Origin of the sequence: Candidatus Brocadia sp. (genome assembly GCA_021646415.1) — a bacterium.
GTDB lineage: Bacteria > Planctomycetota > Brocadiia > Brocadiales > Brocadiaceae > Brocadia.
Genome location: SOEU01000005.1, coordinates 100,704 through 126,685, shown reverse-complemented (window position 1 = coordinate 126,685; position 25,982 = coordinate 100,704). Strand labels below are relative to the sequence as shown.

Annotated in this window: 27 protein-coding genes, 1 pseudogene and 1 riboswitch; of the genes and pseudogenes, 16 read left to right on the top strand and 12 right to left on the bottom strand. The window is 46.1% G+C overall.

Annotated features, from left to right (window positions below; translation table 11 throughout):
• Nucleotides 1-315: 315 nt before the first annotated feature.
• From E3K36_06195 to rpmE, 10 genes are all read right to left on the bottom strand, one after another.
• Nucleotides 316-1,641, bottom strand: coding sequence for a DUF92 domain-containing protein (locus tag E3K36_06195; protein ID MCF6154837.1), 1,326 nt, complete (start codon nt 1,639-1,641; stop codon nt 316-318).
• Nucleotides 1,642-2,022: 381 nt separating this feature from the next.
• The gene (locus tag E3K36_06190; GenBank protein MCF6154836.1) at nt 2,023-3,033 is read right to left on the bottom strand and encodes an NAD-dependent epimerase/dehydratase family protein; all 1,011 of its coding nucleotides are present in this window, start codon (nt 3,031-3,033) and stop codon (nt 2,023-2,025) included.
• Nucleotides 3,034-3,152: 119 nt separating this feature from the next.
• The gene (locus E3K36_06185; protein MCF6154835.1) at nt 3,153-4,175 is read right to left on the bottom strand and encodes an HlyC/CorC family transporter; all 1,023 of its coding nucleotides are present in this window, start codon (nt 4,173-4,175) and stop codon (nt 3,153-3,155) included.
• 40 nt (nt 4,176-4,215) lie between these two features.
• Nucleotides 4,216-4,722: a PTS sugar transporter subunit IIA gene (locus E3K36_06180; GenBank protein ID MCF6154834.1), complete on the bottom strand. Its 507-nt coding sequence runs from the start codon at nt 4,720-4,722 to the stop codon at nt 4,216-4,218.
• Between the two features lie 168 nt (nt 4,723-4,890).
• Nucleotides 4,891-6,066 (bottom strand): phosphopentomutase, encoded by a 1,176-nt coding sequence (locus tag E3K36_06175; protein ID MCF6154833.1) that lies wholly within the window; start codon nt 6,064-6,066, stop codon nt 4,891-4,893.
• 55 nt (nt 6,067-6,121) lie between these two features.
• On the bottom strand, nt 6,122-6,982 hold the full coding sequence (locus E3K36_06170) for a PAS domain-containing protein (GenBank protein ID MCF6154832.1): 861 nt from the start codon (nt 6,980-6,982) through the stop codon (nt 6,122-6,124).
• A gap of 140 nt (nt 6,983-7,122) precedes the next feature.
• Nucleotides 7,123-8,388, bottom strand: a complete 1,266-nt coding sequence (gene murA, locus E3K36_06165) for a UDP-N-acetylglucosamine 1-carboxyvinyltransferase (GenBank protein MCF6154831.1) — start codon at nt 8,386-8,388, stop codon at nt 7,123-7,125.
• Entirely contained in the window at nt 8,381-9,394 is a 1,014-nt protein-coding gene (gene prmC, locus E3K36_06160) for a peptide chain release factor N(5)-glutamine methyltransferase (protein ID MCF6154830.1), read from the bottom strand. Before prmC ends, murA begins: the two co-directional genes overlap by 8 nt.
• 26 nt (nt 9,395-9,420) lie before the next feature.
• Entirely contained in the window at nt 9,421-10,512 is a 1,092-nt protein-coding gene (prfA, locus tag E3K36_06155; protein ID MCF6154829.1) for a peptide chain release factor 1, read from the bottom strand.
• Nucleotides 10,509-10,739: a 50S ribosomal protein L31 gene (gene rpmE, locus E3K36_06150; GenBank protein MCF6154828.1), complete on the bottom strand. Its 231-nt coding sequence runs from the start codon at nt 10,737-10,739 to the stop codon at nt 10,509-10,511. The genes prfA and rpmE overlap by 4 nt, the downstream gene beginning before the upstream one ends.
• Before the next feature lie 225 nt (nt 10,740-10,964).
• On the opposite strand from rpmE, the gene E3K36_06145 reads away from it, so the two are divergent.
• From E3K36_06145 to E3K36_06090, 12 genes and pseudogenes are all read left to right on the top strand, one after another.
• Nucleotides 10,965-12,317: a signal recognition particle protein gene (locus E3K36_06145; GenBank protein ID MCF6154827.1), complete on the top strand. Its 1,353-nt coding sequence runs from the start codon at nt 10,965-10,967 to the stop codon at nt 12,315-12,317.
• Nucleotides 12,318-12,341: 24 nt separating this feature from the next.
• Nucleotides 12,342-12,599 carry a 30S ribosomal protein S16 gene (gene rpsP / locus E3K36_06140; protein ID MCF6154826.1) on the top strand — a complete coding sequence of 86 codons (258 nt, stop codon included), beginning with the start codon at nt 12,342-12,344 and terminating at the stop codon, nt 12,597-12,599.
• Nucleotides 12,600-12,602: 3 nt separating this feature from the next.
• The gene (gene trmD, locus E3K36_06135) at nt 12,603-13,283 is read left to right on the top strand and encodes a tRNA (guanosine(37)-N1)-methyltransferase TrmD (GenBank protein MCF6154825.1); all 681 of its coding nucleotides are present in this window, start codon (nt 12,603-12,605) and stop codon (nt 13,281-13,283) included.
• 70 nt (nt 13,284-13,353) lie between these two features.
• Nucleotides 13,354-13,755, top strand: coding sequence for a 50S ribosomal protein L19 (locus E3K36_06130; protein MCF6154824.1), 402 nt, complete (start codon nt 13,354-13,356; stop codon nt 13,753-13,755).
• A gap of 137 nt (nt 13,756-13,892) precedes the next feature.
• Nucleotides 13,893-14,291 (top strand): YraN family protein, encoded by a 399-nt coding sequence (locus tag E3K36_06125; GenBank protein ID MCF6154823.1) that lies wholly within the window; start codon nt 13,893-13,895, stop codon nt 14,289-14,291.
• A gap of 9 nt (nt 14,292-14,300) precedes the next feature.
• The gene (locus E3K36_06120) at nt 14,301-15,671 is read left to right on the top strand and encodes a YchF/TatD family DNA exonuclease (protein MCF6154822.1); all 1,371 of its coding nucleotides are present in this window, start codon (nt 14,301-14,303) and stop codon (nt 15,669-15,671) included.
• Nucleotides 15,672-15,922: 251 nt separating this feature from the next.
• Nucleotides 15,923-16,402, top strand: a complete 480-nt coding sequence (locus tag E3K36_06115; protein ID MCF6154821.1) for an N-acetyltransferase — start codon at nt 15,923-15,925, stop codon at nt 16,400-16,402.
• Nucleotides 16,403-16,476: 74 nt separating this feature from the next.
• A riboswitch (cyclic di-GMP riboswitch) is annotated at nt 16,477-16,610 on the top strand.
• A gap of 132 nt (nt 16,611-16,742) precedes the next feature.
• Nucleotides 16,743-17,618, top strand: coding sequence for a peptidase S8 (locus tag E3K36_06110; GenBank protein ID MCF6154820.1), 876 nt, complete (start codon nt 16,743-16,745; stop codon nt 17,616-17,618).
• Between the two features lie 4 nt (nt 17,619-17,622).
• A complete protein-coding gene (locus tag E3K36_06105; GenBank protein MCF6154819.1) occupies nt 17,623-17,841 on the top strand; it encodes a hypothetical protein in 219 nt (72 codons plus the stop codon).
• A 272-nt stretch (nt 17,842-18,113) separates the two neighbouring features.
• Nucleotides 18,114-18,802: pseudogene (locus E3K36_06100) on the top strand (hypothetical protein).
• 337 nt (nt 18,803-19,139) lie between these two features.
• Nucleotides 19,140-19,475 (top strand): hypothetical protein, encoded by a 336-nt coding sequence (locus E3K36_06095; protein ID MCF6154818.1) that lies wholly within the window; start codon nt 19,140-19,142, stop codon nt 19,473-19,475.
• Nucleotides 19,476-19,598: 123 nt separating this feature from the next.
• Nucleotides 19,599-19,871 (top strand): hypothetical protein, encoded by a 273-nt coding sequence (locus tag E3K36_06090; protein MCF6154817.1) that lies wholly within the window; start codon nt 19,599-19,601, stop codon nt 19,869-19,871.
• Here E3K36_06090 and E3K36_06085 read toward each other — a convergent pair.
• Nucleotides 19,855-20,268 (bottom strand): hypothetical protein, encoded by a 414-nt coding sequence (locus E3K36_06085; protein ID MCF6154816.1) that lies wholly within the window; start codon nt 20,266-20,268, stop codon nt 19,855-19,857. The genes E3K36_06090 and E3K36_06085 overlap by 17 nt on opposite strands.
• Nucleotides 20,269-20,367: 99 nt before the next feature.
• Between E3K36_06085 and E3K36_06080 the strand changes: the two genes are divergently transcribed.
• A complete protein-coding gene (locus E3K36_06080) occupies nt 20,368-20,661 on the top strand; it encodes a hypothetical protein (GenBank protein ID MCF6154815.1) in 294 nt (97 codons plus the stop codon).
• A 799-nt stretch (nt 20,662-21,460) separates the two neighbouring features.
• Nucleotides 21,461-24,856, top strand: a complete 3,396-nt coding sequence (locus E3K36_06075; protein ID MCF6154814.1) for a hypothetical protein — start codon at nt 21,461-21,463, stop codon at nt 24,854-24,856.
• Between the two features lie 59 nt (nt 24,857-24,915).
• Here the strand turns inward: E3K36_06075 and E3K36_06070 are convergent, their stop codons facing one another.
• A complete protein-coding gene (locus tag E3K36_06070) occupies nt 24,916-25,146 on the bottom strand; it encodes a DUF2283 domain-containing protein (GenBank protein ID MCF6154813.1) in 231 nt (76 codons plus the stop codon).
• Nucleotides 25,147-25,308: 162 nt separating this feature from the next.
• Between E3K36_06070 and E3K36_06065 the strand changes: the two genes are divergently transcribed.
• Nucleotides 25,309-25,572, top strand: a complete 264-nt coding sequence (locus tag E3K36_06065; protein ID MCF6154812.1) for a hypothetical protein — start codon at nt 25,309-25,311, stop codon at nt 25,570-25,572.
• Nucleotides 25,502-25,882, top strand: coding sequence for a type II toxin-antitoxin system PemK/MazF family toxin (locus E3K36_06060; protein MCF6154811.1), 381 nt, complete (start codon nt 25,502-25,504; stop codon nt 25,880-25,882). The genes E3K36_06065 and E3K36_06060 overlap by 71 nt, the downstream gene beginning before the upstream one ends.
• Nucleotides 25,883-25,982: the final 100 nt, after the last annotated feature.

Genomic DNA, 25,982 nt, shown 5'->3' with positions numbered 1-25,982 from the left:
AAGACAAAATCCGAAGCACGAAATCCGAAACAAATTCAAATGAACAAAATACAAAATGTCTGGATATTCGAACATTCGAATTTAGGATTTGTTTCGAATTTCGGAATTCGATATTCGAATTTTTCCACTCAATTTTTGCTAAAAAATTAAAAAATTTTGAAGATACTATATTATCTGGTACATTGTTCAAAACACTGCGGGTAGTAGGCGATAAGCAATAGGCAATGAAATTTATCACTTTTGCCTACCGTTATTGTCTCCTGCTTACTGGTCTCTTTGCTGCTGAACAATTCCAGGTAAATCTAATTTGGTTCTTTACGATAAACATACTTTTGCAAGGAATAAGGATATCCCGGCACCTGTAGAGATATTAATGAAATTGACAACTTCGTTACTTATCCAGTTTCTTCGTTCAATGGTTGCACCTAAAATACTTTCAACCGTTGTACCAACAAATGATGCAAGTATTACAATGGCTATTGACTGAAGATTGATTAATTGCAGCAAATATGCTTCAGCGCCAATAAAGGCAGCAGACAAGATCCCCAAGATGGTTCCTTCGACAGATATTGCCCCATCCGTCCCTACCGGTACAGACCTCAGTGTGGTTATTAAGATCGGTCTCTTACCATAAAGTTGGCCTAATTCGCTGGAGATTGTATCGAACGTGGCCGTAGCGAAGGCTGCAACAAAGGCAATCTTGAAAATTTCCGGGGTATTGGTCAATAAGGCCATAACGGCCATCACAAGCCCAACTCCACCCTTTGCGATTGCGTGCTTTGAACCGCGCCTGCCCTTGTTTTCCTGAGCAACTCCATGCGAAGCCTTCCACGCATACTTATACCTGGATGACCAGCTGCCGAGTAAAAAAAATGTAAAGAGGATTAAAAATCCCCCCGGCCCCAGGCAAAGATAGATTACAGTACCAAGAACAACACCGCCGATTAATCCCGACTTGCTTACGGTTTTTAAAGAATAGGCAAGCAGGCCGAATGAAACGTTGATACTTAAGGCGGCGAAGATGCTATAGGCATGACTGAGATGTTCCCAAATCACAAGAGTAGTAGCATAAAGAAATAGCCCCGCAGCCAGCGGTACCGTAATATTGTCATCGATTTTCAGCGGCAATGATTCTACTCCTGCCGTTACGAAAGAGGCCAAAAACGCCGTGATCAGCAGATGATACCACGGTAACGGTATCTGTAGCGGATTCAGATTTACCCACCACATGAGGAGGGTGGCGCCCAGTCCGCCAAAGAAGACGAAGGACAGAGAACCGATCCATGACTTTTCAGGATTCCAGGGAAGTTTCTTTTTCCCATAAGCCTTTCCAAAGATATTAGAGCAGCCGTCACCCAGGGACATGATGGCCCAGGCGCCTGCTACAATATACATTTTTTTGTTAAAAAGGAGGATAAGGACAAAGACCATTATCCCGTAGATCAGTTTACCGAAGGAAAAGCCCCTTTCCTGTTCATGTTCCCGGAAAGCGCCCTTTACGAATATCTTTGATAAAAAAAGTCCATACATAATTCCTACAAATGCAAAAAGGAGTGCTTGCCAGGTATTGAAATACCTCAATAAAAAAGCGAATATGACTGGTACGATGTGTTCAATCTTGCGTTTCGTTTCACTTGTCATAGCTTGATAATATAGGAATTTTCATTTTATTCATGCGGGTTACAGGGTGGCATGGACAAACTTTGTCCGTGCTCATCTTAACTTGTTGTTCAGGAGTTTCAATCCTGTAGGGTGCGTCCTACGCACCATCCATACGTTGGATTGTTTTGGTGCGTAGGACGCACCCTACACAAGCTGTCTCAAGGCTGGTTCAATCTTGCAGATTGAACCATATATTTGAACGGTACTCTAAAGCTCGTGCTGTGAGACGGAATTATACCGAATGTTTCGGTTCAATCGAGGACGATTGAACCAGCAAATTTTGTCTTTTAAAACCCAACCTAATTAAATAAACGTTCAGCCATCAGCCGTCCGTATTCAGCCTGTTACTGCGATCCCTGATTACTGATAACTGATCGCTGAATGCTTACGGTTTTTCAATATCCAATCGAGTGTACGCTTCAGACCTTCTTTTAAAGGAATGTGTGTATATTCCAATTCTCGTTCTGCTTTTTCAGAACTGTATGCCCAATCGTGTTTATAAATTTCAATGGTGGAAGGTATATATTTTGGTCTTTTCCCCAATAAGGAGCCAAGGGATTCCTCCCACCATGCAGACATTTTTGCAACCCAAAATGGTATATGACGTTTGGGACCCTTGAGTCCGGTCAATTCTTCCAGGAGTTTAAAAAAGTTCCCCATCGAAGCATTTTCTCCCCCAAGAAGGTACTTTTGCCCAACCTTGCCCCTCTCCCATGCCAGTAAATGGCCTTTTACCACGTCGGTAATAAATGCATAATTCCACAACCTGCTTCCATCGCCCAGGATATCAGATATCCTTCCTTCCAGATAGTCCAGGATAATACGGACAACCAGATTCCCTTCGGTAATTTCACCCGGCCCATAAATGACGCAGGGATATACCGTTATTACAGGCAATCCCTTATCTAGGTATTCAGGGATTAATTGATCGGCAATATACTTTGTCCGTTCGTAATGGTTATGGAAATGGTTCGGGTCATGAATAGTCTCCTCAGTGTTGTTTTTTCCACGAGACGGGCCCAGCGCCATAAAGGAAGAGGTGTACACAAGCTTGACGATGTCTTCATCCATGGCACATTCCATAACATTTTTAATGCCTTTTACATTGACCTGATAATATTCTGAGGAATTACTCACCCTCTCCTTTACCAGAGACGCCACATGAAATACTGTTTTGCATCCTTTGATTGCATTTCTGATTGTTTTGGCATCCGTTATATCTCCGGGAAATATTTTAAATCGCTTATTATCAAGATCCCTTAAATTGCTGGTTTCTCTCACCAAGAGATGTATATCTTCACTTAAATAACTTAGCTCCTTTATGAGCTGTTTTCCCAGGAATCCCGTTCCGCCGGTAACAAAGATAGGCATACTAAATCCTTTACCACACCCTGAGGTATCTTAATTCCAGACCATTATTTTATAGTAACAGTTTAAACCGCTTTTGGTTACCAGCTATCTGTCGATGCTGATCCATGGTTGCATAATATTTATTCTTCCGGACTGGTCTTTTCCCTTAATTCCCCGAAAATGACCTTTAAGATATCTTTTATCTCAATTAAACCTGAGACAGTGCCTCTGGCATCCTTGACAATGGCGATGTGCAATCCCTTTTGCTGAAATTCTGTGAATATCTTACTAATCTTGTTGTTTTCAGAGACAAAATAGGGTTCCATCATAAGGTCTTCAAGGACAAAAAGTGAATTATTCGCTACCATGTTAATGATTCCTTTTGCATGGACGATCCCAATTATCTTATCGATGCACTGCCGGTATACCGGATACCGGGTGTAGCCTTCTTCAGTAACGACTCTTACTATGTCCTCACGTCCCATATCTGCATTTATGGCAACAATCTGTTGTCTGGGTACCATAACCTCTTTAGCGAGCTTATCACTAAATTCAAATATTTTGTGCAATAACTTGTGCTCACCATCAGCCAATACACCTGTCTCTCCACTTTCCCTGATAATATGTTTTACTTCTTCACGGCTGAAAATTGTTTTTTTATACTCAATTTTCACACCAAATAGTTTAAAAAACAGGTAGGTAATATAGGTAATTAATGTAACGCTGGGTGATAAGACCCATCGTATCCACTCATATGGTTTGATGATCAGCAGGGAAAGTTGTTCAGGAAACTGGGTTGCTAACACTTTCGGAAACGTTTCTGCAAACAAAAGTAAAATAAAGGCGACGATTACAGGTGCCAGAATTACGCCCCACTCATGCAAATAATATATTGCGATCGTCGTTCCTATCGTTGATACTATAGTATTGACAATGTTATTTCCCGTGAGGATGGTACTGAGAAGCTTGTCTGGCTCATTGATACTATTATAAATGGAGATGGCCCTTTTGTTCCGCTGCTTGATCAGGTAATCCAAGCGTATCTTGTTAATGGAAAAAAGGGACGTTTCGGTTAGCGAAAAAAAGGCTGAGACAATCAGGAGGATAAGAAAGAGTATCAACATAAAAATGATTGTTGGGGTGGAAAAATGCATGTGATCCATAAAGGCAACTCCTTCTTGCTTCTTTCGGCATAAGTAAATATTATTCCTTTTCTTTTTCAATGATAAGGCGCATGATCTCTTCAGACGAGTTAGATTTTATAATTCGTTGCTTGAAGGGCTCATCGATAAATAAACGGGCTATTCGACTTAAAAGGCCGAGATACCTGCTATCCGTTCGCTCTTTGGTGGCAATCAAAAAGACTAAATGAACGGGTTTCCCGTCTACTGCATTGAATTCGATTCCTTGCTCCGAAATCCCAAGACATGCAATAATATCACTTACCCCGGAGGTTTGGGCATGGGGAATCCCAATTCCTCCGCCGATGCCAGTACTTTTAATTTTCTCTCGTTCGATTACCTTTTTCAGGAGGTCTATTTCGTTTGTCACCCTTTCCGATGTCCTGGTCACTTGTACCATTTTTTCCAGCACATCATATTTATCCCTTCCGTTCAAGTTGATGATTATGCGTTCTTTGGTCAGAACATCTGAGAGTTTCACACTCCCCCCTTTCACCACATAATTCCTTTTCTCACCCAGGTATGACAAACTTAATCACGGTCATCATGTTGCATAAGCGGTATCCTGAAACCACGAAAATAATCGTTTCTTTAGATAGCGGACTATATTTTCGTATATTCTAATTTATGGTTAATAAAAATCAATGTATTTAAATTATTTCACCTTTCCTGAGTCTTTGGCCAACGCGAAGGCTTTTTATGCCATGTCCTTGTAAAAACTCCCGCCACACCGGAGGGGTTTAAGACTTAATATTTCGGTGATAGTGGCTCCCACGTCCGCAAAGGATTGGCGAATGCCCAATGATTTGGGATGATGTAACCCCTTTCCATAAGCCAGCAGAGGTACATACTCCCTGGAGTGGTCTGTGCTGGGGGTGGTGGGGTCACAACCATGATCTGCCGTAATAAACAAAATGTCACTTTCGGTAAGTGCTTCCATGATTTCGGGAATACTCGTGTCAAAGGTTTTTAACGCATCAGCATAACCTTTTACGTCGTTTCTGTGACCATATTTCATATCGAAATCAACGAGGTTGGTAAAAAGTATTCCTTTAAAATCTCTTTTTATCCATTTTGTCGTCTGGATAATGCCATCCTGATTGTCCTGAGTATGGATCTCTTCTGACAACCCTCTGTGCGCGAATATATCCCCGATCTTGCCGACTCCGATTACCTCGAATCCATCCTGGAGTGCGTGATCCAAAACGGTAGGTGATGGCGGTGCCAGAGAAAAATCCTTACGCCTGTCCGTTCTGATGAATTGACCGTTTTTTACAATAAAAGGGCGTGCAATAACCCTCCCTACGGCATGTTTCCCTGTCAATATTCCCCGTGCTATTTCACACATCTGGTATAAGTCGGGAACGGGGATGACATCCTCGCTTGCAGCAATCTGAAAGACACTGTCGGCGGAGGTGTATACTATTGGGAAACCAGTCCTGATGTGCTCTTTTCCCAGCTCCCGAATAATCTCAGTGCCTGATGCAGATTTATTCCCTAAAATGGGCCTGCCAATTTTTCCCACAAAGATGTCGATAACTTCTTTTGGAAAACCATTCGGATAGGTTGGGAATGGTTTTGGGGTGATAATCCCCATCATCTCCCAATGACCACAAGTTGTGTCCTTTCCCTTGGAAACTTCTGACATCTTGCCATAGAATCCTGAAGGAATAATTGAAGAGGAAATACCCTTGATAGGCGCAATCTTTCCCAGTCCTAAACTTTCCAGATGGGGTAATTGCAATCCTCCCAAAGCATCCGCAATATTCCCCAGGGTATTGCTGTATTCGTCTCCGTATAAATGCGCATCGGGCATAGCGCCAATACCTACACTATCCAGTACAATAATGATAACTCTTTGAATTGGTATCATATTTGATGCCGCACCAGGAATAATCCTGGTTACAGATCGAAAGCCATAGGCCTGTTTACTGAGTCACTTGATCCAGCAGCTTCTTTTGTATGGTTATATCCTTCGTTACGTGTATTGAACCTATGAACTTCCCCGCATCATCAAAATAGGGAAATGCAGAGATATGAAAGATGCCGCACATATGGGGGTCTTCGATCTCTTCTGTACATGGAGTCATCGTCTCCATAGATTTACGGTGTGGACATTTCTTCCATGGTGCTTCCGTGCCGTGAAAAATCTTATAACACTTTTTTCCAATAATCGACTTAATATCCATATTGAATTTTTTGGCTACCGCCTTGTTCGCCCTGATAATAGTAAAGTCTGCATCGTGTATGCTGATTAAATCATCAATGGTATCGAAGGCGCATTCCCACTCCGATTTAGAACGTTCTATTGACTTGAGTGTATTAATCAAAGTTGCATTTTCAATACTCACGGCGATATAACCGGCCAGCATAGTCAGGAGAAGGCTTTCGTATTTATCATGTTCAAAAGTATGAAATTTCTCGGGTATAATACTAAATACAGCCGATAGCCCGATCAGTTTCCGGTTGTGAATAATGGGGGTATTCATAAAGGACGTATATCGTACATCTATGACGGGACGGGTAATAATGTCTTTCAACCGTGTAGAACATGGCAGGCACGCATCCTTAATCTTGGAGAAAGGAATTCCTACAGAACAAACCGGTGTGAGGTTTTCTTCATTATTTAACAGAAGTACTGATGCATCTGCTTCGGTAAATACCTTAAAGTGTCTTGTTATCGTCCGTAAAAATGATTTGTACTCTAAAGCTCTGGATGATAGCAAAAAAGCGTCCGAGAGGACCTTTATGCGGTGGTATAGCTTCTTTTCATCTGAAATAGATGACATCTTTCCCAAATCCCGTTTACCTCTTTTGTATCCTTAATGTATAAAATTTTTACAAGGTAATACCCCATCGCGGCGTAGCAGCAACCAAGAAAATTTAACCACAAAAAAAGAAGTTTTTCAGAGGAATGCTATAGAGCGGTCTAATCTCCAATGCGTTTTATGGCCGCCCCTAGTTTTGATAGCCGATCTTCGAGCCGCTCGTATCCCCGGTCTAAATGATAAACGCGATGGACATGCGTAGTCCCTTTTGCCACCAAACCAGCAAGTACAAGACCTGCACCGGCGCGCAGATCGGAGACCATTACTTCGGTACCGGAGAGAAAGGGCGTCCCTCTTATGATCGCACTGGGCCCATCTATCCGGATATCGGCACCCATCCGCCGTAATTCCGCAGCATGGATAAATCTATCGGGGAATATCTTTTCGGTGATAATACTTTTTCCTTCTGCAATGCACAACAAGGCCATAAACTGGGCCTGCATGTCGGTAGGCATACCTGGGTAAGGTAACGTTGTCAGGTCAACGGCATGATATACATTATTCCCTTTGACTCTGACGGTATTACCGATAGTGGTTATTTCTACACCGATTTCTCTTAAATTATCGATTACCGCACCCATATGTTCTGCCTTCACATTTTCCAGTGTTATGTCACCCCTGGTAATAGCGCCGGCAATCATAAAGGTCCCTGCCTCTATCCGATCAGGAATAATTTCATAGTCAACACCACGTAATTCCTGAACGCCTTCAATCGTCAGTTTGTTCTCTCCAATTCCCGTAATTTTTGCGCCTGCCTTGTTTAAGAAATTTGCAAGATCCTGCACTTCCGGTTCACATGCCGCATACTCAATTGTGGTTGTACCTTCTGCCAATACGGCTGCTGTCATGACATTACAGGTTCCAAGCACGGTTTTTCCCGTGAAGGAAATATTTGTCCCTATTAATCTATCCACTGAGGCGTTTACATAACCTTCCGTCGTTTCTATCTGGGCGCCCAATGCGCTAAGCCCTTTTATATGCAAATCGATGGGACGTTGACCAATAACACACCCCCCGGGATAGGAGACTTTTGCCCTGCGTCTCTTGCTTAATAACGGGCCTAAAACGCATATGGATGCCCTCATTTTTCTGACAAGTTCGTAGGGTGCCGTGAATTTATCGATATTTTCCCCGTCCCTGAACATTATTTCAAGGGTTCCATCCTCAAGCTTTTTTACTTCTCCTCCAAGATTCCTCAGTATTTCCGATTGTGTCTGGATATCGACAATGTTTGGTATTCCTTTTATTCGAGACCGGCCATTTAATAGTAAACAGGCTGCCATGATGGGTAAGGCAGCGTTTTTTGCTCCATTGATTCTTGCACTTCCCTCCAAACAATTTCCTCCCTCGATGACGATTTTATCCACAATCTCCCTCCCTTTGTGCAATGACGATGCGGTATATGTGCTGATAGTCCTTCATACATTCCGGCTTTTTAAAACACCCTGTCTTCTCGAACAACCACGCTACCTGTTGTGCCTGCTTTTCACCGACCTCAAAAATGATAAAACTTCCTGGCTTGAGCCATGTATTTGCCTGTGAGATAATACGTTTGAACATGTGCAAACCATCCTGGCTACTGACAAGTGCTGCATACGGTTCATAATCCCTTACCTCCTTTTGTAAGGTATTGAATTCGTCACTTGATATGTAAGGGGGGTTGGATACTATGAAATTTACCTTTGATTCGATTCCGTATCCTTCGAGCGGTTTGAAGATATCGCCACATAAAAATGTGATCTTATCGAGTACTTCGTGTCTTTGGGCATTGATCCTGGCTACCGCTAAGGCATTAGGTGATATGTCTATGGCAAATATCCTGGCTTTCTCTAGCTTTTTTGCCAAAGTTATTGCAATGTTACCACTTCCTACCCCAATATCTACAACAATGATTTTATTTTCTTGAGACAGAATTTGCGATCTTTTTAAAACGGCCTCTACGAGTAATTCCGTTTCAGGGCGTGGGATTAACACCCGTTCATCTACGTAAAAATCCAGGGACATAAATTCTGCATGATTTGTGATATATTGTAGCGGAACCCGCTGTGCGCGCCTCCGGACGGCTTTTTGGTAACTTATTACAATAGTATTTTCTACGGGCTTTTCAGGATTTACATAGAGGTCGATGCGTTTACAACCCAGGAGATATGATAAAATAACCTCCGCATCCAGACGTGGGGAATCGACGCCATGCATTTGTAACATCTTACTTGCCCACTGAACGAGACTGGATACGGTATATTTGTCTGGAAATGCATTTTTAATTCCTCCGGTAACGTCTTTATCCTGGGAATCCGGAATTAATGGGTGGTAATTTGCATTTTGTTTTGAATCTTTATGGGGCGTGTTTGTTTCATGAGTCTCGGGCGGCATCTTTGTCTGGTTTATTAACGGTTCTTTTAGATGCTTGCTGCAAGTTGCTTTAATTGCTCTTCTTTATAATAGCCCATTAAAGCGTCAATGATTTCGTCAAGATGTCCCAGCATGACTTGTTCCAGATTGTGCACGGAGAAGTTTATCCGATGATCAGTAACTCGATTTTGCGGATAGTTATAGGTGCGTATTTTCTCACTGCGGTCCCCGGTTCCAATCTGATCCCGGCGTATTTGGTCACGTTCATTCCGCTTTTGTCCCTCGATTAATTCGTACAAGCGACTTCTTAAGATACGCATGGCCTTTGCCCGGTTTTTGTGCTGGGATTTTTCATCAAGGCATTTTACAACTAACCCCGTAGGAACGTGCGTAATCCTGACAGCAGAACTGGTTTTATTGACCTTTTGCCCGCCAGGGCCAGAGGCGCGGAATGTGTCCACTAAAATATCGTTTGGGTTGATATCAATTTCTACCTCTTCAATTTCCGGGAGAATAGCTACCGTTGCCGTTGATGTGTGAACCCTGCCGCTGGCTTCTGTCCGCGGCACCCTTTGAACACGATGGGTTCCACTTTCGAAGCGCAACTTTTGGTACACGTTGTTTCCTTCGATGGAAAAGGTGACTTCTCTGAATCCCCCCAGGTCTGTTTCGCTGCAGTCAAAAAGCTCTACCTTCCACCCCTGATTTTCTGCATATTTAGTGTACATGCGGAACAGGTCGGCCGCAAAGATAGCAGCCTCCTCGCCACCTGTGCCGGCACGTATTTCGGCAATTACATTTTTGCCAGAAATTTTATCCTCCGTGACAAACAACCCCTTAATTTCATCAAATAATGCTTCTTCCTGTTTTTCCAGGAACCCTAACTCATCCTGAGCCATCCTGGCTAATTCCTTATCTTCGCCCTCCTGGGATAAAAGACCCTCAGTTTCCTTCTTCCTGGCAAGGGTTTCCGTCAGTTGCATATATTTGTTTGCCATTTTCGAAAGGCTGCCGTGTTCCTTTATACATGCGGTATAACGACCCGAATCTGCAATCACCTCAGGGTCAGACAACAGCTTCTCCAGTTCAGTGTATCTTTCGTATATTTTTTCTAATTTTTTTAACAACTTATCATTCATTTTTGTTTTACAACTTCTTCAGTCTTTTGACTCTTTTGAAACCTCTTGTGAAACTTTTCTATTTGGCCTGCACTATCAACAAACTTCTGTCTGCCTGTATAAAATGGGTGGCACTTCGAGCAGACTTCTACAGCAATTTTCTGTTTTGTTGACCGTGTCTTGAAAGTCTCACCACATCCACATGTTACAATAGTTTCTCTATATTCCGGATGAATTCCTTCCTTCATTGCTTTCTCCTGAAATAAACAATGCGTTCATAGAACGCATAATAAAATGAGACAACCAAATTATCCTGAACACGTTAAAAATTTTAACAGACCAGTTAACATTCTGCAATAGAATTTTATAATAGTGTTAAAAATTCATTTGAATATTTATAGTAATTACATATAATAGAAATTTTAGGTTTATATTTACCTGTTTCATTGTTGAGATATAGGATTTAAGGGTTTATGTTTGAAGCAATTGCAAATAGTTTGGAAGGTGTTTTTAGCAAACTTCGCGGGAAGGGACGTCTCACGGAGGCCAACATCAAGGATGGGTTGCATGAGGTACGTTTGGCGCTCCTTGAGGCAGATGTAAATTATAAAGTCGTTAAGGATTTTATCCAACATGCTACGGAGCGTGCCGTTGGTGAAGAAGTGATTAAGAGTATTGCCCCAGGCCAGCAAGTTATCAAGATTGTTCACGATGAGTTGATTAAACTGATGGGGGAGTCTGATACATCGATTCCTTTTAAGGATGGTGAGCCGATGTTGATCATGCTGGTGGGGTTGCAGGGTAGCGGAAAAACGACCACGGCGGGAAAACTTGCCAAAACGATACTTTCGAAAGGGAGAAAGCCCCTACTCGTGGCCGCGGATGTGCAGCGACCCGCTGCGATCGAGCAGTTGAAGGTGTTGGGTCAACAACTCAATGTCCCGGTGTACTTTGAAGCGAATTCTCAGCCTGTCAAGATATGCAAGAATGCCGTCAGGCATGCCAGAGAGAATACAAATGATGTTGTTATCCTTGATACTGCAGGAAGGTTACATATCGACGATGAACTGATGTTGGAATTAAAGGAGATCAAAGAAAAACTCAAGCCGGATCAGATCTATTTTGTTTGTGATTCGATGACGGGTCAGGATGCCGTTAACAGCGCAAAGGAATTCAACACCCAGTTAGGGTTTGATGGTGCGATTTTAACCAAGCTCGATGGTGATACGAGGGGTGGGGCTGCCCTCTCGATACGGGCGGTTACCGGGAAGCCGATTAAATTTGTAGGTATCGGAGAGAAGTTAGATCGCCTGGAAGAGTTTCATCCGGATCGCATGGCCTCAAGGATACTTGGGATGGGAGACGTTGTATCTCTTGTAGAACGGGCCCAGCAAGCGATTGATCTGGAAGAGGCCCAGAAGCTGAGCAGGAAAATACAAGACGACACGCTTAGCCTGGACGATTTTCTTATGCAACTTCAACAGATTAAAAAGATGGGGCCGATAAAGGAAATTCTGGGGATGATTCCGGGTATGGGAAATAAGATGGATGGCCTGAATGTGGATGAAAAGCAGCTACAGAGGGTTGAAGCGATAATCAGATCCATGACAATTCAGGAAAGGGCGGTACCGGACATTATTAACGGGAGCAGGAGACAGCGAATAGCCAATGGAAGCGGAACAACCATTCAGGATGTAAATCAATTGCTAAAACAGTTTAAGTCAATGAAGAAATTGATGAAACATTTTAAAGGAAATGAAAAAAGTCTGAAGAAAATGAAACAGTTATCCAATAGTTTGCCCTTTGGTAAGGGGATGATGCGATAATGTATATTTTGTTAGGAGAAAAAAATGGCTGTAAGGATTAGAATGAAGAGGATGGGCCGTAAGAATAGGCCGTATTATAGGATTGGGGCATTTGATGCCCATGAAGAACGAGACGGAAAGGTGATTGAAAATCTGGGAACGTATGACCCTCTGGAATCAAATAATGAAAAGCAGGTTACTTTGAAAAAAGACCGGGTGGAGTATTGGTTGAGTGTGGGTGCAAAGCCGACGGAGTCAGTTGCTGCCGTACTGAAAAAGTTTGGTATTCCATTCAAAAAATAAGACATGCGTATCGATATTTTAACATTATTCCCGGAGATGTTTGAAAATGTGCTTGGGCATAGCATTTTGAAGATTGCCAAAGAGAAAGGGCTTGTGCAATATAACCTCTTCAATATCCGTGAATATGCAGAAAACAGACGATGTGTGGATGATCGACCTTATGGCGGAGGGCCTGGCATGGTAATGAAGCCCGAACCTATTTTCAATACGATAGAGGCTATCGAACAACAAACAGATGTTTGTCCTAAAAAGATATTGTTAACACCTCAGGGGTACCGGTTTTCACAACCCATTGCCAGAGAACTGGCAAAAGAACCTTATTTAATGCTGATATGCGGTCATTATGAAGGGTTTGATGAGAGGGTACGGATAGGATTGGATGTGATGGAGCTTTCTATTGGCGATTATGTACTTTCTGGGGGCGAGATACCGGCGATGGCGGTTATAGATGCCGTGGTTCGCCTGATTCCGGGGGTATTAGGTGATCTGGATTCCACAACCAAAGAATCTTTTACTGAGATTTCTTTGGAGTATCCGCAATATACCCGGCCGGCGGAATACAGGGGTATGAAGGTACCTGATGTGTTGATGTCCGGGAATCATCAGAAGATAAAAGAATGGCAAAGAGACCATGCTATGAAAAGAACCATGGAAAGAAGACCGGATCTCTTAAATAAGATATAATCTAACTTTTCGTTTGGTTGCGGCTATGCCGCGCCAGGAATTTTATAAGCTAAAACAGGAGATGATGACCATGAATATTATTGATGCTATTGAAAAAGAACAAATGAAAAAAGCAACCCCGCAATTTTCTGTGGGGGATCAGGTGGATGTATCAGTAAAGATTGTTGAGGGCGATAAGGAGCGTGTACAGGTTTTTAGTGGCGTGGTAATTGCAAAGAATGGGGGTGGTTTCAAAGAAACTTTTGCCGTAAGACGAATTGTTCAGGGCGAAGGCGTTGAGCGGGTGTTTCCTGTTCATTCACCAAAGATCGTTGATATTAAAGTCATAAAATCAGGTAGAGTAAGGCGCGCAAAACTTTATTATATGCGTGAGAGAACAAGCAAGGGAACAAGATTGCAGGAAAAATTTGAAACTGTGGCGCCGAAAAGTGGCTCAACACAAAACACCAAAGGTCAGGGACAAGATAAATAGCATAATTTTATCGTACACTTCTTTATTTGAATTTGAAATTTGTCAGAAAAACAAACGAGCAGTTTTAGGGATAAAGAATATTGCAACTATTTTATGCTAAATATGTTACTTCGATAATACATTTGTTCAAACGCAAAATTCAGGAACTACCTTACAAGAGGGCTATCGGTACAAAAGGGGAGCTGCTTGCTGTAAAATTTTTGAAAAAAAAGGGATATAAAATACTGCAGCGAAATTACTGGCGCAGAAACGGGGAAATAGATGTTGTTTGTTATGATCATGGAACCATCGCATTTGTTGAGGTAAAGACACGCTATTCTGACAAATATGGTCCTCCGGAACTCTCTGTTACAGGAGCCAAAAAGAGGCAAATTATCAAGGTCGCCTCGCAGTATGTTGCAGAAAAGAAGATAGAAGGTATAAACCTGCGCTTTGACGTAGTTTCCATCTTTTACTCGCCAAATAAAAAACATCCGACGATAACACTTTTTAAAAATGCCTTTACTAAAAATGATTTGGTCGCTTCCGGGACGTAAAGCTTCAGTATGATTATCGATACCCATGCCCATCTCGATTTTCCTGAGTATAAAGCAGACCTGGAATCTGTTTTGTCTCGCGCAAAGGAAGCCGATGTGGGTTGTATGATTAATGTGGGCACAAGTCTTGCTTCGAGCAAGAAAAGTATCGCGTTAGCTAATCGATTTGACAATATATATGCCAGTATTGGGATCCATCCCCATGATGCCTCAAAGGTTTCCGAGCAGGATTGGCAAACCCTGGAATCCCTGGTTAAAGAGCCGAAGGTGATAGCAATAGGGGAAACAGGGCTTGACTATTACAGGAATCGCAGCCCCCATGACGATCAGCAGCGTATTTTTCGTAAACACCTGACCCTGGCGAAATCCCACAATTTGCCGGTGATCATCCATTGCCGTGATGCCGGTAACGATTGCTTAACAATATTAAACGAGCACAAAAATGGTATGTTAAAAGGGGTTGTGCATTGTTTCAGTGGAACGAAGGAGTTAGCAGAGAAATGTATAGAGTTGGGATTATACATATCTTTCGCAGGGCCGATTACCTTTTCAAATGCAAACAATTTGAGAGAGGTTGCCAACTCAGTTCCTGTCGAAAGGCTCCTTTTGGAAACAGATTGCCCTTTCTTGTCGCCTCAACCCAAAAGAGGTGAGCGCAACGAGCCATCCTATCTATCTTTCATTATTCCTGTACTAGCCGATGTCTATGGATTGTCTGTACAGGATATTAAACGAATTACCACCTTTAACGCGTATAAATTATTTGGAATCGGTGAGCCTGAGCAAGAAGGGAAGGTTGCTTACGCCATACGAAATTCATTATACATAAATCTCACAAATCGGTGTTCAAATGTGTGTACCTTTTGCATGAGGGAGACCTATCCTATTGTTAAGGGACACCACTTGGGATTAAAGAAAGAACCGACTGCAGAAGAGGTAATACACGCCATTGGAGATCCGGGTGGTTATGACGAGGCCGTCTTTTGTGGTTATGGTGAACCTACGGAACGACTGGATGTGTTGATAGCCGTTGCTCGATTCCTGAAATCGAAGGGAAAGCGTATTCGATTAGACACAAACGGTCATGGTGACCTGATCAACGGGAGGCCCATTATCAATGAGTTAAAAGGCCTGATCGATACCATTTGCATTAGTTTGAATGCTGATACGGCAGAAAAGTATGAAGAGATCTGTAAACCGGTTTTTGGGGAAAAGGCATATCCTGCCCTCATTCAGTTTATTAAGGACGCAAAGCAGGTGATACCCAATGTACAGGTTTCTATTGTCGAAATACCTGGTGTTGATGTTGAAAAATGTAAAAAGATAGCCCGGGAGTTGGGAGTCGATTTCAGGGTAAGAAAATATAATGTGCTTGGTTAATTTGATTGCAAAGAATTTTCATTTTATTTAAGCGGGTCTCAGGGTACGAATCATAAAGATCCCCGTAGGGACACGGTGCTCCGTGTCCCTACAAAGGGGGGCATCGGGGATTGTAAAATAATCATGGGAAAAACACAACCCCCTTAAAAGGAATAACTTAAATTGCCTTTTGCCATGAATCCACCAAGACGCAAAGAACAAAACTATTTTTTCTTTTGTGTCTTTGTGCCATAGTGGCGTGTGAGAAATACATGTTACGAAAAGCAATCATTGAAGATGTAGAAAAGATTTATAAACTCATTAACGACTTTGCAGCAAAAAATGTGATGCTGCCTCGTTCGTTAAGCGAACTCTATGAAAATATCCGGGATTTTTTTGTATTCATAGAGGATGATAACCTGGTTGGTTGTGCAGCCCTGCATATTTTCTGGAAGGATCTCGCAGAGATAAAATCGGTCGCTGTGCTGGAATCTCACCAACGTAAAGGTGTTGGTAAAAAACTCGCGATGGCCTGCATACGGGAGGCAAAGAAATTGCAAATTGCGAAGATGTTTGTCCTTACCTATGTGCCTGAATTCTTTGAGAAATGCGGATTCCGCAGGGTAGAAAAAGAAACCCTTCCTCACAAGATATGGTCAGAATGTGTCAAATGCCACAAATTCCCTGACTGTGGGGAAATCCCGCTGATTTACGAATTGAATAAAAACAATGGAAGAGGTACTGCTTCTTAAGTTTTATCTTGACATCCAAAAGAGATATTTGGTATACAACAGCCATTCCTTATAAAAGGAGAGTAATAAAAAAATCACGATAAAGGCAAACCCTGAGTAATCAGGGGGCGCAAAGTAAAGGGTCTTTTCTAGACATACACGGATGTAGGTTTCAAAAGACGAATTTATCGTAGCAATAAAGCAATATAAAGACAGCCTTACTGCCGAAGATGTTTTAAGAGAACATTTTTGCAGTAAGGCTTTTTTATTTTTATGAGTCAAAAAGATTGTGGCCTAAAAATCACGTATTAACATTAAGTATTTTATGTCAGGGTGTTATATGGGCCAAGAACGAACCTCTATGACCCCTTTGGAATTGGTTAAACTTCCCTCTTTGATGGAACGCACAAGTGGTCGCGGGGAGTTGAAAATTGGGCTCATCGATGGACCCATCGCTCTGGACCATCCTGATCTAGCCCGCGGAAATATCAGCGAAGTCTCACGAAGAATGAGCAGCACCTGTACCCAAACCAGCAGCAGCGCCTGTCTGCATGGTACCTTTGTAGCTGGGATTCTAACCGCAAGGCGGGGATCGGTGGCTCCAGCGATTTGCCCTGGCTGTACTCTCCTGGTGCATCCTATCTTTACCGAAACGGAAATGACCAACGGTGAGATGCCGAGCGCAACCCCAGAGGAACTTGCCCAGGCCATTCTCGGCAGTATTAACGCGGGTGCTCAAGTACTGAACGTTAGCGCGTCTCTCGCCCAACCCTCCCTCAAAAGCGAGCGCGCATTAGAAGAAGCTTTGGATTATGCCGCTAAGCGCGAGGTGCTCGTGGTTGTAGCGGCGGGCAATCAGGGAACCCTTGGCAGCACCGCTATTACCCGCCACCCCTGGGTCATACCGGTGGTGGCGTATGATCTTCAACGCAAGCCTATGAATCACTCGAACCTGGGAAATTCAATTGGACGGCGGGGACTGGGCGCGCCCGGTGAGAACGTTACCAGTCTCGGATCGACGGGTCAGCCCTTGACACTCGGTGGCACCAGTGCCGCCGCCCCTTTTGTGACCGGCGCCATTGCGTTGTTGTGGTCAGCGTTTCCCGCGGCGACTGCGGCGCAAGTGAAATTTGCCGTCACACAAGCGTATGCACCCAGGCGAACGACGGTGGTGCCGCCGTTGTTGAACGCGTGGGGGTCTTATCAATTCCTGATGACAGCGAATACGAGGAGATGAAGGTATGAGTGAAAAAGAGGAAAAAGGTGATCAAGTTGAGCGGGGTGAACATCAGCCCTATCGGGTGCGCCTACCGGGATTTATTGCCGACGAGGAGATTGGCCTTGGCGACGTCATCAAACGAGTTACCTCGGCTTTCGGAATCAGACCCTGCGGTGGATGCGAACGTCGTGCCGCCGCGCTGAACCACTGGCTCGTTTTTACTGGCCGGGGCACGAGGTGAAACAAAGTACAGGAAACCATTTCAAACGGAGGAGAACCATGGAACAGAATGAAATAAAAGAACAACCGGTAAGCCAAACGACGACGGGACAGGGTGTGGCCGTGATCACACCATCCCAGGAAGAGATCGTCACAACCCCACCTGTCAAACAGAGTCCCTGTCCGACCTGTGATTCTGGAGCTGCCTCAGTGTCCGTCTCTTACGTGTATGCAATTGGCAGGATCGAGGCGCGCTTCCCGCGCCTTTCGGTGGAAAAGGAATTTGCCCAGGCTATAGGGCGCGCGGAGACCAAAGAACAAACCGACCAGCAGGCATTCCATAACGCGCTGTCTAAGCGCGAGAACCGCTACCTCGCGCGCCAGATGTGCTGGGTGTTCACTATTCAGGGGCTGGAAACCTACCTGCTTCAACCGAGAGATCCAGGGGATTTTGACCGGCTGGTGGAAGCCATCCAACCTCAGCTGAGTCCTATGGACATTGTGTCATCATCGGAGTGCGGGGACCTATTGCCCCACCGGAGATGTGTAATGGGCTCATGGTGCCCATCGTTGCGTTCGACCAGATTTATTCCTTCGGTCGTGATGTGCTCATGAAAGCTATTCCATGTCCTGAGAAGGCCAAACCGGAGACGTTTAGACCGGCAGCCGAGGAGGTCTTTGACAGGATCCTGCAGATGACGGATAATGCCGGGGCGACGGACGATCACCGGGCATTGAACTACATGGCCATGCGTTACCCCGCCATCTATGTCAAGGCGGCCGAAGAGTTTGCACGGGATTTTTCGCTGACCGGGTTAGAGGTACGTCCATCGCCGCTCAGCAGTACCCGCAAGATCGTCGAGGTCATCTTCTCTTACACGAATCGCAACACCGAATTCACGGAGAAGTTTTTTGTGAGGGTGGATGTGACCGAGGAGTTTCCGTTCCTGGTGACCAAGTTGTCGCCGTACTATGACCGTTGAACCTGATTATGTGAAGGGAGATGCGAAATGAACATCATGAATATTCCAGGCTTTTCAGCAGAAGCTTCGTTGTATCGGAGTAGTGCACACCACCAAGTAGGTGCAGTGTATACTGGTTTTAAGCAAGGAGGAGAAGTAGTTCCCTCCGCCTTCAAGTCTTATTACTTTTGTGATGATCGTCATCGTTTCTGTAAATCATCGATAACCGTTCCTGGTTACGTGCGCGTAGATACCCTTTGTTTCTACGACGGTATTTGTTATCAAGTAACTTCTGACGCATGACCTCAACAGGCAAATTGCCGTAACTGTTAGACCGAAAACGATTAGGAGGTTTGAAATGAACACCATGAATATTCCAGGATTTACCGCAGAAGTATCGCACGGTAAGACAAGGGGGCATTACCAATCTGTTGCTAACCGTGTCTATACCACCTGGAGTCAAGAGATTGTCTCTCAGCTTGCGGGTAGTATGTTTTCCAGGCCGCGCGGTGGTGGAGTATTTGGCGGTCTTGGAGACTACTGGGTTTGCAAGAGTAGTTGTGAAGCTACCTACTCCACATGTTTGGACACCTGTGAAGGAACGTGGGAGAATCCGAAGCCATCCAGGAACTGCCTGATTTGCGATGAGAATTACCGGGCATGCCTGCAAGCATGTAGTCGGGACATTGCCTGAGGCAGCGAGTGTAGCTCGGATGGAACGAGGTGGAGCTCGTGAAAGGTGTCCCCGGATTATGCTTCGCTGCATTCGGGCGATTTGCCATAACCGTTGAACTTTAAAAACAATAGGAGGTGTGAAATGAATATGCCAGGATTTACCGCTGAGACTTCGCTCTACAAAGGAAGCAAGCCTTACGGTATGGCTGGAACTCTCCAAGCCATACAGTTAAGCACCACTGTATACCCGCAAATGTGTCGAGCGACTGGCCCGTACGGACCTATAGGATTTCCCGGTCAAGACTGTTACGGGGCATGTTTGCACGTCTGCATGACGTTTGGTGGGTTTTTTGACCGGTGCATGAATGACTGCCAGAGCACATGTTATGAATCTTCATTTACTGCCCGGCTATGATCTGAGCGTACGGGCTAACCAAGAAAGGAGATGTGAAATGAATACCATGAATATGCCTGGATTTACCGCACAGGCCTCGCTCTACAAGACGAGCGGGCATTACCACACCGATAAACATGCAATCAATTCCTCCACACAAATGATTAGCGCGATCTACTTGGCAGCGCCGGGGCAGGATTTCCCGAACCACAAATGTACTTGCAAGGGATGCGGTGCAAAGGGGGAGGACGTCACCGGTCAATGTGCTAGTGTGTGCAAAGACAAGGAGGTGTTCGCGAAGGGATCGGAGCCCTATGACTTCTGCAAAGCGAAAGCGGCCGCGATTCGCCCCCCAATTGTCGTCTGGTACGATCCAGTAGATGTCTTTTACTATGTGAGAATGTAGCCCGCATGGCATGGAGTGGAATCCTGGAAATATCTCCTCGGATGACTCTTCTCTGCATCTGGGGTACTTACTATGACCGTTGAACTTGAAAATGTGATTAGGGAGGATGAAATGAACATACCTGGATTTAATGCAGAATCATCGCTTGGCCCAACCAAGGGCATATATGGCGGGAAGGCTGTTTTCGGCAGATCAGGTACCGGTGATGTTTTGCCCATGTTGGAACAATGTGGCAACTGCGGGACAGTTGGCGCTTTGGGTAGCATAAGAGGTATAGGATTAAGATCTTGTTGTGAAAAGGTCTGGGAGTGGAACCCGATAACAAAACAACTTGAGTTGACATCGGTATGTTGGTTCGAGAGGTGTACCCCTGAGGCTGTGCGTAATCCCTGGCTTGCGTTTTGAGCCCATGCAGAAGGACTAAGGAACGAATTCCTAAGAGGCCAGGCGCACTTTTCTCGGTAAATTGTATACAGGTTACACTGCGCTGCATTCCGGCTACTTGGCTGTTAGCATATACCAAAGATAATTTTGACGTTTTTAGAAAAAATAATTAACCCTGACAGGGTTGACTCATGAATTTCGTCACTAATCGAAGGGAGATGTGAAATGAACACCATGAATATGCCTGGATTCACTGCTGAATTGTCTCTTTAAAGGTCAAGTCAAACCTATCATTTGACCACCAGCTTTGGTCAGCCCGTGTCTGACCGGTCACTTATTTCACAGGGCAAACGGCCAACTGTCGCAAACACCAGGTTACCCTTTAAGGGTAACTCAAGGATCTCAAGAGGTGAGGTTGACTTCTTGTGGTGCTCTCTCTATTGTAATTTGATCTACCGTGCATGTGAAGCACCATGCAGAATTGAACCGTTCGGAGCGACCTGTCAGAAATGCCTTAATGCGGCATCCGATTGCGACAGAGGGTGTGCTTTCGCCTTGTTGAACCGGCCGTTAGGAGATTAAAGGGAGGAAAAAACCTGCCTGGATTTATTGCAGAAGCATCACTATACAAGACCAGCGGGCGCTACCGGTTAGCTGGCATTCCCAATGACTTGGGTGAGAGATCTTGGGGTCTGACCTTGGCAGACTGTCCGAGAATTGCTTTGAGCACCAGATGTAGTACTATATATTGACCAATCATATTAATATTAGTCAATATACTGTATGTGTTTGAGATTGTCACTGAATTCTCGGACAATCTGTGGAGGCCATTGAAAATCAAGGCATTCGTTTTCGCGTGCGTTTTTTCATCATTTTACTTACAACCTTTGGTTGCATGGAGGACCATTTTGTGAAAGTTCACCTTACGCAGGCTTGGCGGTACAGTGCGGTTGTGATGGTTTTGCTGGTGGTTGCGCTCGCGGGGTGCGAGCCTCCTCCGCCACCTTCGGTAAAAGTTCTTCCGACACTCGGCACTGATGCCGTCACATTCCATGGCTCGACGAAGAATCAGAATATTTTCGATCCGTGGTATGTGGCGCCATGTCGGGAAGAGTCGCGACGGGTCCTTGCGCCCGAGTCGGAAGTTTATGATGCCGGAGATGACCCGCTGTTACGCGTCTTTGCGATGATCGTCGATACGCGCGATCATCGCTTTACCGGCTCGCCCGCCGATCTCACGAATTACCGCAACGCCAAGCTCTCCGACTACCAGTCGAAGACGCACCAGTACTGGCGCGAGACCTCGTATCAAAACGTCAGCATCCAGTGGACGATGCCCGACCGCATCGTGCCGATGAACGGTATTTACAACGATTATTTCAATCGTACCTTCGTCGCCGCTTCGCTCACGACCCGAGGCCTCGCCGGCTCCTTTCCGCTCACGCTTGATGGCAGCGCAAACGCCACGCTCCACGTCCGCGACGCGAAGAACCGCAACAGAGACATCCTCATCGCGCCGACGGGCACGTTTCCGAATGCCGCGGCTCTGATGATCGCCTTTCAAAACAGCGTCAACGCAGTGAAAGACGTTCCATCCAACTGGATTACCTGCTCGGTCTTGGGCGGAGAGGTACACCTGGAACTCAAGAAGCTCGAAACCGGCGAAGGTTCCTTCATTCGGGTAAAGGATGGTGCGAGCCTCGGCGCGCTTGGCCTCGACGGGCCTCGCGAAACGCCAGGCTCAGGGCCGGTCCCCGCATGGCTTACTGGGAGGCCGGTCGTGTTCCCGGCAACGCTTGCAGCAAATGCGCGCGTGGACATTGAGGTGCGCGGCAAAGGTGACCCAAAAGACGAAGACGCCAAAGTTCGCCAGTTTCAGATTCCGCTGCCTGCCGGCACAATAGCAAATCCCGGCACGCTCGCGGCGCTGCTGCTGCCTGCGCTTAATGCCGAGTTCAACTGGGTCGAATCTTTCGATGCAGGTCCCGACAAACTCGGTCTCAGGCTGCGCGTAGAGTTTTCGAACGATTATGCCATGATCCGTGTGCTCGGCGGCATCGGCCTTACGCCGATCGGCCTCGATGGCCCCGTCCGTGTGGACGGTGTGATCCGTGAGGATGGCACGATCACCGTCCGCGGGGATATGGCGAATATCGTCTCCGAGGCGCTCTCGAATCTCCTCGCTGCGCGTGCGGCTGAACTTGGCATCCCCATCGACTTAGCGCACGAGGACGATCTCAATGCCCTGTTTCACAACGAGATGGGTAACTTCGAGTCCTATCTCATCCTCTTCGTCGAACAGGGGACAGGCATTGACAGCCGACGCGCCGGCGCCAGACCGTCGAACTACTTCAACGTCCGTATTCCGGGCGCGGGCGGATACGTTTTCACCGCGCAGAAACAAGCCGGCGCAATGGTCGGCTCCGGCCACAGAACGTGGCAGACCTGGGCGCATGAGCTCGGCCACGTCCTTGGCTTTGTCGATCTTTACCACAAGAAGACTTACAACCAGAAGTTCGACGTAACGCATGATTATCTCAACGCCTGGAGCCTCATGGACGACCACCCGCCCGCCAGCCACGTCGATGCCTGGCACAAGCGGAAAATCCGCTGGATTCCGCCCGCCGCGATTGCCGAAGTGCCGCCGCCGGTCAACGGCATGCCCGAGACGCACCGCTACGAACTGCTGCCGCTCGAATGGAAGACCACCGAGTATCCCGGCATGGGTACGCCGGGAAATCCGGCCCGCCAGCTCCTGCGCATCAAGCTCAGCGATCATCATTGGATTCATGTGGAAAATCGGCAGCCCGCGCCGGTTGCGTCTCAGAATCTTCCCGATGACGCCCTCGGCCTTTCGCCGCCTGACGCGAGCGGCCAGGCAGGCGGCATCCTCGTAACCGATACCGCCGATCCCTTCAGTGAAGTGCTGTACCGCTCATCCGTCACCGCGCTCAATCCTCACGGCGGTGGTGTCGCAGTCGCCCCGGCCACACTTCAGTCACGTGCCATGCACGTCGGCGACGCGCTTGATTTGAACACGACCTATCCAGCTTACGACGGCATCCGCGTCCGCGTCGTTCAATCGCTCCCGAACCCGATGGCCGGAAAACCAGAAGCCCTCGCCGTTGAGATCGATCGCTGGCCTGGCAAGTTCCTCGATCTCGAAATCCGCCCATGGCACTCGCCGACGGAATACGCCACGCATGACATCTGGATCGATTGGCCCGGCAACGGCGCAGAAGATTATCCGAACTCCGACCCGCCCCTTGGCACCGGCGATGAAGTCCACTGGCACCCGGAAGGTTCGGTCGTGAACCTCATCAAAGTCCGCGTCCACAATCGCGGCAATCTCGACGCCACCGGCGTGATCGTGCGTGCGTCAGTCAACGAACCGATGGGCGTCGGCGACAAAGGCACATTCGTCGCGCTTCCGGACTCCGCGCCGCAGGACATTCCCGGCGGCCAGTTCCGCGATTTCAAGTTCGAGTGGCCACCGAAAGGACGCGGCCACACCTGTCTGCGCGCTGAGATTTTCAGCCACAGCTCGCAGTACGGTGAGCTTGATCTCAACAACAACTCAGCCCAGGAAAATGTGACCACCTTTTCTCCAGCCCCCGGCAACAGCCCATACGAGCCGGTCGAATTCCAGTTCAAGGTCAACAACGACTTCGACCGCCCCATCGTCGTGGACCTCATCCCAGCCGGCCTCGCTGACGGGATGAAGCTCGAGCTCGAACGTGGCTATGTCGTCCTCGCGCCGGACGAGGAGATCACGCTGCGCGGCCGGCTCACGCTCGATGAGAACAAAATACGGCCTGGCCCCCGTGAGCGACGGTGCGATTACCGGTTCAACCTCCACGCCATGCAACGGACCGAGGATTCCGTCCTCCCGTTCGGTGGCATTTCGATTGGCGTTGCGCCTGGGGTTAAATCGCGGCTCGTTTTTCAGGAACTCATCCGCGAACCACAGAGGAAATTTCGAGTCTTCGGCAGGCTCGAAGGTGATTTCAGAGCCAATCAGCCGGTCGATGCTGCACTCGTTGCCTCTGACCGCAAGGCCTACGAAGGCACCGCAAAAACCGATAACAACGGTGGCTTCTCAGTCCTTCTCGACTACATGCCTCCAGGGCCCGGAGAACTGATGCTCTTTTACTTCGGCCCCGACATGGCCCACTCCTCGCTTGGCCCGGTAAAGGTGACTGTGCCGGAGCTCTGATCCTGCACGATCGTGGTTCTGCAGCCGGGTAGAGTGGATTAAGCGAAAGCGAATCCACCTTACATGGATTGTAGCCACACGGCTTTATTTTTTTTAATCGAAGCAGTTTCAACTTTCTCAAGAGGAAGGTTCTCGATAATTATGTTTGAGAGATCCTTACGAGACAGTTTTTTGGTTGCATCGAGGATTTCGATGCCAATGATGTGCCCTTTTTCATCAATGTCAATGGTAACTCCGTCTTCGATGTCAATATTATCGAGTACACGTTCCTCTTTTAGTTGGATATACAAGGCATCTGCTTCTTTATCCTATTCTATCTTCATGTTGAATTACCCCCATCCTTTCTGTTTTTTACTATCGTATAAAAAATATTGTCAAGATAAAATAATTTAATAAAATTGACAAACTCTGTATAATTGATATATTTGTAGACAAATAGATGGAGGATTATTATGGAAACTACGACTCTAAGGGTACGCAAGACAACGCAGTCAAGACTTAAAAAGATTTCCGCGGCTGAACATATCAGTATTACGGATTTGGTTGACAAACTCGTCGATGAGCATGAAAGGTCTTTCTGGAAAGGGTTTGAAGAGGAATCAATGGTTTTTCTCGATAAGGAAGAGATAGAAACACGGAAGACCTTTGAAAAGGCATCAGGAGACGGCATTGAAACACGAAGGGCCGCCAAAAAGGGGCGAAATTTGGCTCGTTGATTTCAACCCTTCCATCGGTTCAGAAATACAAGACCTGCACCCTGCCCTCATTGTTTCCGTTGATGAACTTAACAAGAGTCCGTGGGGATTGATCGTTGTCTGCCCTATTACAACTTTCAGAAAGAATAAACCGTTCAGACTTCATGTCCCCATATCTCCCCCTGAAGGAGGTATCCGCCAAAATTCAATTATACGGTGCGACCAAGTGAAATCTCTTTCTATCCAACGGTTTTCAGAACGATGGGGAACGGTAAAGGCGGATACTATGGAGAATGTGGCTTTTATATTGAAAAAGGTGTTGGGCCTTTAAACAACCCTTTTGTTTCCTCATTTTCCCTAACAGCCGGGTAGGCATCGCCTACCATTTATTTCTGATTTATGTTCAGCATTGTCCGGTTAGAAATTTGCGC